Source organism: Pedobacter psychrodurus, from assembly GCF_032678585.1.
Taxonomy (GTDB): domain Bacteria; phylum Bacteroidota; class Bacteroidia; order Sphingobacteriales; family Sphingobacteriaceae; genus Pedobacter; species Pedobacter psychrodurus_A.
This window is the reverse complement of the sequence record NZ_JAVTSN010000034.1, coordinates 42,218-57,377: the sequence shown is the minus strand read 5'-3', so window position 1 is coordinate 57,377 and position 15,160 is coordinate 42,218. Positions and strand designations below refer to the sequence as shown.

General features: G+C 43.8%; 10 protein-coding genes. 4 read left to right on the top strand and 6 right to left on the bottom strand.

Annotation, left to right across the window (positions count from 1 at the left end; translation table 11 throughout):
* Positions 1–19: 19 nt before the first annotated feature.
* Entirely contained in the window at positions 20–784 is a 765-nt protein-coding gene (locus R2S57_RS20565; protein ID WP_316846818.1) for a helix-turn-helix transcriptional regulator, read from the bottom strand.
* Between the two features lie 93 nt (positions 785–877).
* Between R2S57_RS20565 and R2S57_RS20560 the strand changes: the two genes are divergently transcribed.
* Positions 878–1,534: a DUF1349 domain-containing protein gene (locus tag R2S57_RS20560; protein WP_316846817.1), complete on the top strand. Its 657-nt coding sequence runs from the start codon at positions 878–880 to the stop codon at positions 1,532–1,534.
* A gap of 134 nt (positions 1,535–1,668) precedes the next feature.
* A complete protein-coding gene (locus R2S57_RS20555; protein ID WP_316846816.1) occupies positions 1,669–3,945 on the top strand; it encodes a GH92 family glycosyl hydrolase in 2,277 nt (758 codons plus the stop codon).
* A 295-nt stretch (positions 3,946–4,240) separates the two neighbouring features.
* Here the strand turns inward: R2S57_RS20555 and R2S57_RS20550 are convergent, their stop codons facing one another.
* The 3 genes from R2S57_RS20550 to R2S57_RS20540 form a co-directional block, all read right to left on the bottom strand.
* Positions 4,241–5,044, bottom strand: a complete 804-nt coding sequence (locus R2S57_RS20550) for an MBL fold metallo-hydrolase (protein ID WP_316846815.1) — start codon at positions 5,042–5,044, stop codon at positions 4,241–4,243.
* Positions 5,045–5,111: 67 nt separating this feature from the next.
* Positions 5,112–5,759, bottom strand: a complete 648-nt coding sequence (locus R2S57_RS20545; protein ID WP_316846814.1) for an NAD(P)-dependent oxidoreductase — start codon at positions 5,757–5,759, stop codon at positions 5,112–5,114.
* Between the two features lie 67 nt (positions 5,760–5,826).
* Positions 5,827–6,231 (bottom strand): Rrf2 family transcriptional regulator, encoded by a 405-nt coding sequence (locus tag R2S57_RS20540; RefSeq protein ID WP_316846813.1) that lies wholly within the window; start codon positions 6,229–6,231, stop codon positions 5,827–5,829.
* A 440-nt stretch (positions 6,232–6,671) separates the two neighbouring features.
* On the opposite strand from R2S57_RS20540, the gene R2S57_RS20535 reads away from it, so the two are divergent.
* Complete coding sequence (locus R2S57_RS20535) at positions 6,672–7,214, top strand: AAA family ATPase (protein WP_316846812.1); 543 nt, start codon at positions 6,672–6,674, stop codon at positions 7,212–7,214.
* A gap of 805 nt (positions 7,215–8,019) precedes the next feature.
* On the opposite strand, the gene R2S57_RS20530 is transcribed toward R2S57_RS20535, so the two are convergent.
* Positions 8,020–8,796 carry a response regulator gene (locus R2S57_RS20530; RefSeq protein ID WP_316846811.1) on the bottom strand — a complete coding sequence of 259 codons (777 nt, stop codon included), beginning with the start codon at positions 8,794–8,796 and terminating at the stop codon, positions 8,020–8,022.
* 11 nt (positions 8,797–8,807) lie between these two features.
* A complete protein-coding gene (locus R2S57_RS20525; protein WP_316846810.1) occupies positions 8,808–11,894 on the bottom strand; it encodes a two-component regulator propeller domain-containing protein in 3,087 nt (1,028 codons plus the stop codon).
* Positions 11,895–12,135: 241 nt separating this feature from the next.
* Here R2S57_RS20525 and R2S57_RS20520 point away from each other — a divergent pair, with 241 nt between their 5' ends.
* On the top strand, positions 12,136–15,153 hold the full coding sequence (locus R2S57_RS20520; RefSeq protein WP_316846809.1) for a SusC/RagA family TonB-linked outer membrane protein: 3,018 nt from the start codon (positions 12,136–12,138) through the stop codon (positions 15,151–15,153).
* Positions 15,154–15,160: the final 7 nt, after the last annotated feature.

The window sequence follows — 15,160 nt, the reverse complement described above, 5'->3', positions numbered from 1 at the left end:
GTAACAAGAACATTAGATGTTATTTCAATAAACCGGCCGCTTCGGCAATTCTGCATGCCTCTATCGCATTTGTTGCGTTCAGCTTTTGAAAAATGTTTTGCCGGTGTCTGTTTACGGTATTGATGCTGATATCCAATCTGCCTGATATTTCTTTACCCTTAAGGCCATAGCCGATTAATTGGAGTACTTCCTTTTCCCTTTCGGATAAAATACCACTGAACTTTTCCCGGTTGAGATCCGCAACGACTCCAGTTTGGCTATTTATGATCAGCGCGTCCGGGCCTCCAAGATCCGGGTGTTCAAAAATCCTATGGTACAAACAGAGCGCCAGCCGGATCCCCCCTTCAGCTGTGCTGCTTAAGTAGATCAGCCTGTGTTTTAAAAAAACTATGTTCCCGTCCGGCACAGTCAACCTAAGTTTGGTTAAAGCTTCGAAATATCTACGTTCCTGTGGAAGGACAGCATTGAGCAATTGAAAAAACTGCAGCTCCAGCCTGATTTTTTTTTCCATGTCCTCTGGATGTATATGTTGTAACAGATCGTCTTCCCAAATGGAATTCAGCTCTGGATCCATTTGCCCCAAACCTAACTGATCTGCGATAGTTCCATAATATATGTAGCTTCTGCGTCTCTGAAGATCACTGAGCACACTGATACAGTTTTCCATCCTTGCATATATCTGAGCGATCATCATCCCCTCTTCCAACTCCAATTCCAGCTTTTCCGGATCATTAAATTTTTGGCTTAACAATTTTACGTTAAGCAGGTTGCGGCTATCTTTCATGTAATTTAAATGGTTAAATATAACCATTGAAGCGTAAATTCATACTTATTAATTTGCGGAGCTAAAAAGCAAATATTAATTACAAATAAGTATATGAAAGAAATGACAAAAATCTTTACAGCAATCGCCCTCCTGTTTCTGATAGGTAAAGCCCACGCACAGAGCCTGGAAAAAATGCAATGGTTCAACGAACCCGAAAAATGGGAAATAAAAAACAAGGGCCTGATTATGCAGGTAACACCTAAAAGTGACTATTGGCGCATTTCTCATTATGGTTTCACCGTCGATGATGCCCCATTTTATTATAGTACCTACGGCGGGGAATTTGAAGCCAAGGTAAAATTGACCGGGGCTTATAAAGCGAGGTTCGACCAGATGGGACTGATGGTCCGTACCGATCATAAAAATTACATCAAGACCGGTGTGGAATATGTTGACGGGAAATTCAATGTAAGTACCGTTGTTACGCATGACAAAAGTGACTGGAGCGTAACCACTTTGGATAAAACTCCCCCATTTATCTGGATAAAAATAATCCGAAGGCTCGATGCAGTTGAAATATTTTATTCACTGGACGATAAAACATATATCATGACCCGTAATGCACCGTTACAGGACAATGCACCGGTTCTGGTAGGGCTTATGGCTGCATCACCTGACGGTGATGGTTTTGAAGCCAGATTTGACAGCTTTTCGGTTAAACATCTGCCGGATCAGCGTAGGCTTGATTGGCTCCAAAGCCATAAATAGAAACCTGATTGATATTTACCGGGTTTACAACTACAATTAAAAAGCTAAGTCACTATGGTTAGTTTTAGCTGATAAAAATTGAACACACCGGTTATTCTTCTCTTACCTGATAAAAACCCATCTTTAATACACTGATGAGAAAAAAATTATTGATTTTAATTTACTGTTTATTCAGTACTACAGGGCTGTGGGCCCAAACGAGTTATGTTGATTATGTAAACACCCTCATGGGTACTGACTCCAAACCTCTGGTTTCGAATGGCAACACCTACCCTGCTGTCGCAATGCCCTGGGGGATGAATTTCTGGATGCCACAGACGGGAAAAATGGGTGACGGATGGGCTTACACCTACAATGCCGATCGAATCAGGGGATTTAAACAGACCCACCAGCCAAGTCCGTGGATTAATGATTATGGACAGTTCTCAATCTTACCCATAACGGGGAAACCTGAATTTGATGAGGATAAAAGGTCCAGCTGGTTCAGCCACAAAACAGAAGTTGCAAAGCCCTATTTCTATAAGGTTTATCTTTCCGATTATGACGTTTACACCGAGATTACTTCGACTGATAGAGCAGCCATGTTCCAGTTTACCTTTGGGGAAGAAAAAAATGCCTTTATTGTAGTAGACGCCTTTGACAAGGGGTCTTATGTTAAAGTTGTTCCAGGCGAAAACAAAATCATCGGATACACGACCAAAAACAGCGGCGGGGTGCCCGAAAACTTTAAAAACTACTTTGTCATTATCTTTGACAAACCGTTTAAATACACCGCGGCTGTCGATAATAAGGTTATCAAAACGGATCAACTGGAATCAAAGTCAAATCACTCGGGCGCAATAATCGGTTTCTCAACAAAAAAGGGCGAACAGGTACATGCGAGAATAGCCTCTTCTTTCATCAGCGCTGAACAAGCGGAGCTCAATCTAAAGGAGTTAAAGCCAACATTTGAGGAAAACAAGTCCGCGAGCAAAAAAATATGGAATGAAACCTTGGGTAGAATTGAGGTACAGGATGATAATCTGGATAACCTGAGAACGTTTTATTCCTGCCAGTACCGGACCTTGCTCTTTCCACGTAAATTTTACGAGGTGAATGCAAAAGGTCAGATTGTGCATTACAGTCCTTTCAACGGCAAGGTTCTCCCTGGTTATCTGTTTACAGACATGGGATTTTGGGATACCTTTCGGGCACTTATCCCTTATGTAAATCTCATCTATCCGGAAATGGGTGAAAAGATACAGGCAGGACTGTTGAATTCATACCGGGAAAGCGGCTTTTTCCCTGAGTGGGCAAGCCCGGGCCACCGGGAAAGCATGGTGGGCAACGCATCAGCTTCGGTGGTGAATGATGCTTTTATGAAAGGGCTCATCAGAACTGATGCGGTCGAAATGTACGAAGGTATGCTGCACGGGGCCAATAATGTGCATCCTAACGTACCCTCATCAGGAAGACTTGGCTTTGAATATTATAACAGGTTAGGTTATGTACCATATGATGTTAAAATAAGAGATAATGCTTCCCGGACCCTTGAATATGCATACGACGACTGGTGCATCTATCAGATGGGAAAAAAATTAAAACGCCCTGCTTCCGAACTTGAACTATACCGGAACCGTAGCCTGAACTATAAAAAAACATTTAACAAACAGTTCAATATGATGAGCGGAAGGAATGAAGATGGATCTTTCCCTGCAAACTTTAAGCCCATCAGCTGGTGGGATGCCTTTACTGAGGGAAACAGCTGGCATTACACCTGGTCTGTCTTTCATGATGTGAACGGACTGATCGGCCTGATGGGTGGGCAAAAAACATTTGTGAAAATGCTGGATTCTGTATTTGTTCTTCCTCCTACCTTCGGTAGTGCGGAGAAGCCTGGAGATTTGGTCCATGAAATGCGAGAAATGCAGGCGGTGGGAATGGGTCAATATGCTCATGGTAACCAGCCTATACAGCATATGATTTACCTATATAATTATGCAGGTGAACCATGGAAAACACAATATTGGGTCCGTGAAGCAATGGACCGTCTATATCATGCTACACCTGATGGCTATTGTGGCGATGAGGACAATGGACAGACCTCAGCATGGTATGTATTTTCGGCACTCGGCTTTTATTCTGTCTGCCCCGGAGCGAATGAGTATGTAATAGGCTCTCCATTGTTTAAATCAGTTAAGATCAAGTTTGCCAATGGCAAGCAGTTGGAATTAAAAGCGAGCAATAACAGTAAAGAAAGCAGGTATATCAGTTCAATCTCCCTAAATGGACAAAAGTATAACAAGAATTTCTTTGCGCATGAGGATCTGCTAAAAGGAGGCGTCATAAGCTTCAAAATGTCGCAAAAACCTAACAAAGAGCGTGGAATAAGTGCGAAAAGCTTCCCGTATTCATTATCGACCGAAAAATAGCAATAGCATAATCATCATTTTAGGCACAGTAAAATAGGCGGATAAAGCACCCGCCTATTTTTGATTTTTTTCTGTACCAGAATTTTTCCCGTATATTTATAGGAAGCATCCAAATGCCATCGACCCCGCCTACAGTAGCGATACTCACAATAGTCATTTTTCTACATCAAAACTTGTCCTGCAGGATTTCTAGGTCTTTCAATATATGGATAGTCTGATTGTACTAAAAAAAACATTTATTAATATTCCAAATTGTTCCTCAACATAAATTTAATCGCAAAAAAATCCGGTTGCTCTATATTAGATCAACCCACACGCCCGGCTCGATCACAATTGCTTGAATATTAAGGCTTATAAGTTTTTCAGTTAAACGCATTGTAGGATTGGGTGTCTCCGTGTACATCGGTGGTTTATGCAAAGCCTGGTAATGAATCGGCACAACCGCTTTGGCACTGAGTAGGTTAGCGGCGACTGCTGCCTGTTCAGGAGTCATAACTGCTGCAAGAGAACTTGATGGCTGCAGGAACGGAAATTCTACGATCGGACCGTTAATTGGCAGAAACGCGATGTCAAATGGCCCGTATTTGTTTGCGATCCGCCACCAGTAACCATGAAACATCGTATCTCCCGCATGAATGATCCGGCGGTCACCAAATTCTACAATCCAACTGATCTGCCGGTCGCCGAATCCATCCACTGCAGGTGCCGAAAATAACCGGAACGGTCCAACACTGCGCTCTTCCCATTCGCCAACAATCTCGGTCGCGAGCTTATATTTTTCGAATTGTTTTTCTGCATGCAGCGTCAACTCCAGGTCCGCCGGAACGCCTTCTGCTTTTGCTGGCCTGTATACCGGCGAGCCATCCTGGATAGCCGCGGCAACCGCTCCAGGATCTGCATGATCTGCATGAAGATGTGTTAACAGAGCGCCCACTGCTGAGCGAGGCTGGGAAGATGGCGGAAACGGTTCATCTGGGCCCCTAAGTGGCATAAGGGGTGAGGTGTCACGAATGTAATCGATCAGAAGCGTTTGATCATTGTATTGTAATTCTACTCCTGCCCAGCCTAATCGCCTGAATCTTATTATGTCCTTTTTCATATTTTATAACTTGATACTGTTTACGCCATTTGTTACTAAAGCGCTTTAGTGAACATTTTTTATGGCATTAATAGGCGACTGTAAAACGCTGACGGCTATGGTGCGAATTTTCAATTTCATCAACAACTGCTAAGGCAGTATCTTCAACTGAAATAATACTTCTTCCGTTAGTATCAAATACCGGAGTGTCTGTACCTATACGGTAACTGCCTTTTCGGATTCCCGAGGTGCCGGGGTGCATTTCAATCGCAGGGCTTAAGAATACCCAATCCAATTCTGTCTCGCTCATTAAGTAATTTAAATATTCACGTGCCGCCATCGCACCATCTTTGTATTCAGCAGGAAATTCAGGTGAATCTACCAGCTGCTTCCCGTCGATAAATAAACTGCCCGCCCCACCAATCACAACATAGCGTTTTACACCAGAGCGTTTTACACCTTCCTGTATGGCTTTTGAGCCGATCAGAAAGTCTCTGTACATGTCAGGATTTCCCCATCCGGCATTAAAAGCACTGATCACAACGTCGCTGTCCTTTACTAAGTCCGTGAGTACCTCGATATCCGTAGCGTCTGCCTTAACAATGTTTAAACCATTTTCTGACGCCAAATTTTCGACATTACGGACGACAGCGGTTACTTGATGCCCTTTTTGCAGTAATTCATTTAAAACTGCTTTTCCTACGAAGCCTGATGCTCCAATTAGTGCTACTTTCATATTTGAGATATTTAATTTTATAAGTTGTACTGTAAGCATACATGTTACAGTATGGGTTAAAAAAAATTTATTTGAATTTCTTACTAAAATCAGCCAGCGTGATCGAACTCAATTCTTTGATCAACGCATGGTCTGCCCGATGATATAGTTTGGTCAGGTGTTGATTGATCTGTTTACCCACTTTGCATTCAGGATTAGGTTTGTTCAGTTTGCCAAGAAGAAGAGCCTCGTTGACCGCCCGATAGACGTCCGAAAGCAGCACTTTATCTGCTGGTTTTGCAAGTGAGGATCCGCCCCCATTTCCTTCCTTAGTTTCTATTAAGCCATGCATGCGTAGCACTCCCAATGATTTGCGCACCATCGCGGGATTTATGTTTATACTACCGGCAATATATGCAGATGATAAATTCTCCTTGAATATAGCCAGCAATGTTAGTATATGAAGTGCGGTAGCAAATTCGATGTTGTTCAACTGTATTAATTTTAATTACAGTACAAAAGTAATGCTTAATGTTATAAAAGCAAATTTATTTTAATAAATAAACAGCTTTATTAAACAGTTAATAAGAGCCTCCAACTGGGAACAGATTAAATGCCATGAGTACAAGCGAACTGTCCATGTATCAATGCATTCAAGCTAAATGAAAAATACATAAAAAACTATTTCTCACCTGAGGACTTTGTAAAGCGTTGTCTGACAGACGTTAAATCACTAATCCCTAACAAAAACTGAGGATTAAGCCTCAAAGCATTCTTTAGATACTCCATCTGAAAATGCCTTCATTCATCACAAGCATTTATTTAAGCATCCTAAATTAGCGACTTGGACAACTATTGTTTAGACAACGACAATAACTGCATCAAAAATTTAAAAGCATTTGGCTTCCCTTAATCTACGATTAAGGCTTAGCTTTGCAAGCTAAAATTGAAGGGATGATACATCTAATATTTGGCGAGCAGGGCGCTGGAAAGTCTACTTATGCAATAAAACTTGCCAGTAAGGTAAATGGGGTCCACTTATCGATTGATGATTGGATGCAAGATTTATTCAGCCATGATTTGCCCATTCCCATGGATATTGGCTGGATTAGGGCAAGAGTCAAAAGATGTGAAAAAAAGATTTGGTCGACAGCCTTACAGATTGTCCGATCTGGCGGAAATGTAATTTTGGATCTCGGTTTTATGAAAACTGAAAATCGAAGTTTATACATCGCCTTAGCGCAAGAAAGTGGGATACAAATAGAACGGCATTACATCACCGCAGAATTATCTACCCGTTATAAACGGGTTATGAAACGAAATTCAGATAGAAATAAAACATATTCTTTTGAGGTTACCCCTACTATGTTTCACTATATGGAAAATGAATTTGAATCTCCAACTGAGGATGAATTAAAGACTGTTGTAATTGTTAATACAGATGGGTACAATTTAGACGGGGTGGTAAATTTATAAAAAATCAATTTTGGAAATTCTCACTTTATCAGTGGGGATAAAATGAGAATATTGCACGCAAAAACAAAAAATCAGCTAATATAACCGTCCCAATCTAAGGAAGCAACTCTGAGAGTTGCCTAGGTGGAGGTTGTCAAATGTAGGAGATGTAACGAATGTGACAGAATTCTACCCATATCTTTCTTCCTTTAAAAATGCCAGCACCTACTTGTACACGGTGGAGCGAGAAATTAATTGTTATTAAACTCACTAAGATTGCGGGAATATTTCTGCAAAGTCATGCCCACAGTGGAATTTTATCTATCCAAGGGACTACAATATGATTTCTGCTGTCTTTGATGCGCTTACCGAACCAGATCAAACCCATGATTATAACAGCCGTGGGTTGATCAGAATAAGTTGATACCAACATAACATAGATAATTATTCCGATAAATAACATAAATTCTGGCTGTGAAGAGGACTGGAAGGACTTGTTGGGTGTCCTAAGCGGTGCAAGTGGAGAAGTATACAGAATAGTCGATTATGAGTGTTTGATTGTCAGATTCCATTTCGACACCAGCCCACCCAAACGGCTAAATCTTATTTTATTGTATCATTTTATTTTTGCTGACATTCGCTTCTTTTAAAAATAATAAGAATTGTTTCCGAGTACTTTGCAGTTATTATATGAAAACAAAACGGTTATCCATATTTGCTAACGTGAACAAGCATGGATCTTGAGTGTAAACGTTTAAAAGAGTAAATCTTAACATGGGCGATATTTGTTTTCTTTATTCGTCATTTGGCCGGAGATCGTGGTCAACTATTCCGTCGTGGATTCAGGACGATGGGTTTTGATGAAATCCCTGGGGGACATACCGTAATGTTTTTGGAAGATTCGGGTAAAATGATTTGGTGAACTGAACCCTGATGCATTGGAAACCTCGGATATCCGGTAATTATCAAGCAATAACAGCCCTGCCGCATTTTTCAGCCTAGCCAGATTGATCAGTTCGTTCAGGCTCTCTGGGGACAATGATCTGACTTTACGGTAAAATGTTGGGCGGCTCATATTCATTTCACCCGCGAGCAGTGCCGCATCCAGATGTGGGTTGGACAGATTCAGCATAATTAAGTTATTGATTTTCTCCAAAAAGATTTCATGTGTCCTGGATGTGCCGGTATGCTGAACAAGTGAAAGCGGGGTGCTAGCGAAAAAAGCCTTAAGCGTGTTCCTGTTGTTGATCAGATTCGTTGCTTGCGCGATCAGGTGTTTCGGCGAAAAAGGTTTGTCGATATAAGCATCCGCTCCAAGCTCAAGTCCTTCGATCCTCGACATCATCGTGTTCTTGGCCGTCAATAAAATGACAGGGATGTGGGCGTATTCGCTGCTGCCCTTTATTTTGGAGCACAATTCGAAGCCATCCATTCCGGGCATCATGATATCACTGATGATCAGCCGGACGGGAATCCTTTCGAGGCACTCCAAGGCTGCGATTGCATTAGTGAACTGTAACACATTGAAATTGTTCATAAAAATTCTTTTAACAAAATCAAGAATTTCCTGGTTATCGTCGATAACTATAATTGAATCGGTCATAGATCGCTGTTTTAAATCTCCGGATCGGATTTCAGTTTAAACTCTATCTGCTGATGAACCGGTAAGGTCAGCACAAAAATATTAAGGTTACCTCTTGGGGACATAAATTCAAGGGTTCCATTATGCATATCGGCGAGGGCTCGGGCCAGGGGAAGACCGATGCCTGAGCCCTGTTTGATCTCCGGGTCTATACGGTAAAAGGGTTCAAATATTCTTTCAGCCAAATGTCCCGGAACCACGTGTCCATCATTCGAGAACTCAATGGTGAAGTTTCCCGCAGCACCGTCCAGCGATATCCTCACCGCGATAAAAGTTTCAGCATACTTGGCCGCATTATCCATCAGGTTACTTATGATTTTACGGAGCGCCTCCAGGTCGACAAATGCAAAAAGGCCCTGTTGTAAAAATTCAGTCTCTAAGCCCAACATTCTCTTTTTAAGCAGAGGGCGGAAAATATCGATATTTTCCTGAAGCAGGGCTATTATGTCAGTTTTTACGAAGTTCAATGCGTATCCATTATGTTCTGTACTCCGAAAATCCAGCAGTTGGGTGGTGAGTACCACAAGCCGGTCTGTATTTTTCTCAATACTGATCAGATCCTCTCTAACCGATTCAAGTTCTCCCACAGCATCGATGACCATTTCCAGTGGCCCCTTGATCAGGGTAAGGGGTGTACGGATCTCGTGGGCCACATTGGTGAAAAATTCAATCTTTGCCCTGTAAATTTCTTTTTCCTTTTGCTGGTTGAATATCAGCATCCTCCGTTTGTGCCTTTGACGTCTGCGCCGGTAATATTCATTTACAGCGAGGTACAGGGTTAAAAATAACAGCGCAATATAAACAAGATATGCAGGGCTGCTGCGCCACCATGGCGGAAGTATTATGATATCAATGCCCCTTTCGTTCTGTTGCAATTTCCCCTCACTGTCAATTGTCCTGACCCTGAACCGGTATCTCCCGGGGGGAAGGCGCGTATAACTGACCCTTTGGTCAGTTGATAATGACACCCATTTTTTATCCAGCCCATCCATGCGGTACACATAAGATATGGTCGGGCCTGCAATATACGTAAGGGCAGAGAAGCTGATCGAAAATGGAAATTGATCATAGGCAACAGACACCGACCGCGCAAAGTCAATGGACGCTTTACCGTCGGATGCCGTTAATTGAAGTTCATGGTTTTCGGTCTTGAAACTTGTGATGTAAATTTTTGGGGTCTTTTTGTCCAATGCGGACAGTTCAGGATTAAATCCGATGAGGCCTTTAACGCTCCCGAAAAACATTTCCCCATCAGGTGCACGGTAGGCGGAACTATAATTGAACTGGTCCGTAAGAAGGCCGTCCGCCTTAGTAAAGACTTTCCATGCGCCGGTTTGAGGGCTATAAGCGGCTAGGCCTCGTGAAGTGCTCACCCACAGATTGCCCCTGCCATCCTCGAGCACTTTATATACCATATTACTGGGCAGTCCATTTAGCGTGCTGTACCTTGTAAACGCCCCGGCTTCCCCATTGAATTTGCAGAGCCCTCCCCCTTCTGTCGAGAGCCACAGCTTCCCTTTTTGATCTTCAAAAATCCCACAGATACTGTTACTGCTCAAACTGTTTTTATCCTTGGCGCTATACCTGTAATTCTCTGTGGCTTTTGAAACGGGGTCGAAGGAATATAGTCCCTTCCCGATTGTCCCTGCCCAGATCTTGCCACGGCTGTCTTCCAAAAGGCTAAAGACATAACTGTTGTCCGGAAATCCGCCACAGGTTAAGAACCTGTCCGACCTCCTGTTATAAATATAAACCCCATGGGCAGTACCAAAATAAAGTTCGCCGGAACGGCTTTTCAAAGAAGAAATAATAAAGTTGGATTTAAGCCCGTTTTTATCCGGCTGAGCATCATAATGGCGCACATATTTGAGCGTATTCAGATTCATGACGTCAAGGCCGCGCTGAAAACTACCTATCCACAGTTCATCTTTGTCGATCATTAAACTATGAACATTATGGGCATCATTTTTTGAAGGGCCTTCAAAGCGCTCCGTTTTTCCCGTATGGATATTGAGCCTGTTAAGGCCCGCATCTTCTGTTCCCACCCATAAGTTTCCGTTTCCGTCCGGAAACAGTTCCCTAATGGCATTTCCGCTAAACCCCAGGCTTCCGCTCCTGAAATATTTCTGAAAATACCCCAGCTGGCTATGATGGTAATTTACCCCGCCGAAATAGGTTCCGCACCAGATTCCGGATTCGGTGTCTTTGAACAGTGTATAAACCGCATTATCTGACAAGGAGTACGGATTCAGTTCGTCCTGCCGAAGCGGCGGAAGCATTCCGCGGGAAAGGCTTAACCTGTATATTCCGGATTCCGATGCGATCCAGATTTCATCTTTGCTGACCGCCAGAAGGTCCCGGACATAAACACGTCTGTGGTCCACCTTCCTGCCGAGCACATTCCGGAAACTGTTTGTTTTAATCTCATAAATGCCCACTCCCTCCGTAGTGCCGATGATCAGATTATCCCCCGGGCCATGAAGGACCTTTGTGATGTTTCCGGTCAGACCGGAGATCGGCTGTTTATTCAAGGGCCTGAATTCATCTTTGTTTTTATCGTACTCAAAAAGCCGCCCGTCTCCCGAGGCAGCCGTTACCCTTCCCGTACCATCAACCTCAATCGCACTGATATCGGAAGGTCCGGCCGGTGAAAACCGGTAACGAAAAATCTTTTTGCGGGTTTCATTGTATCTAAAAACCCCTATGTTCGTCCTTATCCAGATATTGGCACTTTTATCTGCCTGGACTCCTAGGACTTCCCCTTCGACACTGCCCTGAAGCAGTCTGAATCTGCCGGTCCGGGGATCAAGTCCATAGACACCGTTTCTTGTGCCCACCCAGATTGTACTGTCTATACCTTCGGCAATAGTGTAAATAAATTCCCTGTTGTCCAGTTTCTGCGGAAGGTCAATACTGAATGTTTTAAAAACTGTTCCGTCGAAACGGTTAAGGCCTTCCTTGGTCCCGAACCACATAAATCCCCTGCTATCCTGGAATACTGCATACACCGTGTTATTGGCCAGGCCATTTTCCACCTGGTAATGCTTAAAATATGTCATCTGACCGGACAATGATTTTGCCAGCAGGATCAAAAAAGCACAACACAAAAGGTATTTCATGGAGTCGACTGAATATTTGGTGCTTCAAAAATAATTAAACATTACTTATAAACAGCGGGTGAGACAAATTGGATGGTTTTTGATACTGGTGGTTAAGGCGCTGGATTTTAATCAATTTAATTTTACCGGCACGGAATTCTTTCCGCATTACGAACCAAATATTCATTCTAAACTTTTAATTATGAGAGAAAAATTACCAGCAGATGCCTGCTGGAAGAACTTCGTCCGGATTATGATAGTCCACATGGCCGTGCTCGCTTTTTTTTCACCTAAACAGGTAACTGCGGCGCTGGGGCCCAAACATCAGGCACAAAAAAATATTTCCGGAACCGTGTCCGACGAAAGTGGCACAGGTATACCGGGCGTAAGCGTACAGGTTAAAGGAGAAAATATCAGAGTTGCCACAGACAAAGACGGCAAGTATAACATTAACCCTACAGATAACGGTGCGGTGCTGGTTTTCAGCATGATCGGCTTTGCCACACAGGAAATGGCAGTGGGAGACCGGACCACAGTTAATATCAGGCTCATCCCCACCGAAACCTCGCTCAATTCTGTTGTGGTGGTCGGATACGGGACACAAAAAAGAGAAAGGATCACCACAGCTGTTGCAAGCGTTAAAGCGGAAAATTTCGTCAAGGGATCAGTTCAGGACGCGGCGCAGCTTATCCGGGGCAAAGTAGCAGGGCTTAACGTGATTACGCAGGATGCAAATCCAACAGGGACATCCCAGATCAACCTCCGTGGTATCGCGACAATTACTTCCGGAACGGCACCACTGGTACTGATCGATAACGTACCCGGCAGCCTGACTACCGTCGCACCAGAGGATATTGAATCCATTGACGTGCTTAAAGACGGTTCGGCCGCTGCAATTTATGGCACCAGGGGCACCAATGGGGTAATTCTGATCACTACAAAAAAAGTCCATGGCGAAACACCTCCAACGGTTGATATAAACAGTTATGTAACCACGCAACAAATAACCAAACGGCTGGATTTCATGAGCGCCGATGAGTACCGGAAGCTGGTGGCAGAAAAACGTCCGGGTGCAGCTGATTACGGGGCAACAACAGATTGGCTAAGGGAAATTACCCGAACGCCGTTCTCCCAGGTGCACAATATCAGTCTAAGGGGGGGCTCGAAAAACACCAGTTATATTGCCAACTTAAACTACCGCAGTTTGGAAGGGATCATCCTTCGCAGTGACAACAAGGTGATTTACCCACGGCTTGAGGTAAACCACCGGATGTTTGAGGGCAGGCTTAAAATAAATGCCGCACTCAGCGGCAGCCAGCAGACCTTTAATGCGGGCACGGACGGTGGCTCCTACCGTGGGGATGTATACCGGAACGGGATTACCTACAATCCTACCGATCCGGTCAAAGATGTGTATGGCAACTGGACAGAACATACCGATAAAACTGCCTATGCAAACCCTGTTTCGCTTTTAATGGAGACACAGGGCAAAAACCAGAACACCAATTTCCGGACCGTAGGAACCGTGAGCTATACCCCGGTCCAGGGGCTGGAGTTATCTTTAATGGGATCACGGGATTTAAACAATGGTGTACGGGGCTATTACGAGACCAAAAAACATTATTCAACACTCAGGGATGGCCGTAACGGCTTTGCCTCACGTGGCACAACACGGTCTGAGGAAAACCTTCTTGAAGCCACGGTGAACTATAACAAAAAAATCGGGAACCATGAGTTCAGCGGACTGGCCGGGTACAGCTGGAGGGAAACGAATTACCAGGATTACTGGATGCAGAACTGGGACTTCCCTACTGACGCGTTTACATACAACAATATAGGATCCGGTCTGGCCCTCGCACGTGGAGAAGCACCGGAAAGGTCTTACCAGAGCCAGAATAAACTTATAGGGTATTTTTTCCGTGTAAACTATAGTTATCAGAACAGGTATCTGTTGATGGCAAGTATACGCCGTGAAGGCTCATCAAAGTTTGGTTTAAACAACAAGTACGGCAACTTTCCCGCTGTATCAATCGGCTGGAACATCAGAAATGAAGATTTTATGAGCGGTGCAGCTATATTTGATGTACTGAAACTCCGTGGAGGTTTTGGGATAACGGGTACCGAACCAAATGATCCTTACATGTCCCTTAACCGTTTGAATTTTGACACATATACGCTGGTAGATGGAAAATGGATCCAGGCAATCAGCCCTTCTACAAATGCCAATCCTGACCTCCGGTGGGAAAGAAAGCAGGAAGTGAATATCGGGCTGGACTTTGCCTTACTGAAAAACAGGATCAGCGGTTCGATCGACCTTTATAGAAGGACAACAAAAGACCTGTTACTGGATTACAGTGTACCTACCCCGCCTTATCTTTTTAATACCATCCGGGCCAATGCCGCTTCAATGGAAAATAAGGGGCTGGAGATGCAGATCAACGTAAGTGCAATTGACCATAAGGATTTTAAGTGGAATACTTCTGTCAACTATTCGGCCAACAGGAATAAACTCCTTTCATTATCTGACCAGAATTTCCAGCTGGCATCAGGATATTTCGATGTGGGCAATACGGACGAGCCTATACAGCAGAGTATCGGCAGAGTGCAGCTCGGCCAGCCGATCGGGAATTTTTATGGCTTCAGGTCGCTGGATATTGATCAGAACGGTTACTGGATCATACAGGGGAAAGACGGAGGACCAAAACCCATCGCCCAGCAACAGGCTGACGACAAACAGATAATCGGTAACGGGCTGCCCAGGCATTACCTGAATTTCAACAATACCTTTTTGTACAAGAGCTTTGACCTGACGATCACTATGCGGGGTGCCTTTGGATTCCAGATACTCAATATGCCCCGTATGTTTTATTCTGCACCGGTTATGCTGACCAGGGGAAATGTACTCCGCTCGACCTATGATAATATTTATGACAAGCGGCCACTGGCTAATGACCAGTCGCTGAACTACCTCAGCTACTATATAGAAAACGGCGACTATTGGAAGGTGGACAACATTACCTTGGGCTACAGGTTCAACTTAAAAAAACAGGTTATCAAAAACCTGCGGATCTATGCATCCGGCTCGAACCTGAAAACCTTTACCGGGTATTCAGGTGTAGACCCTGAGGTATCGGTAGCGGGCCTGACTCCGGGCGTTGATGACCGCAACCGCTATCCCGCAACTGCAACATTCACTTTGGGCGCTTCGCTGACATTTTAAAAACCTG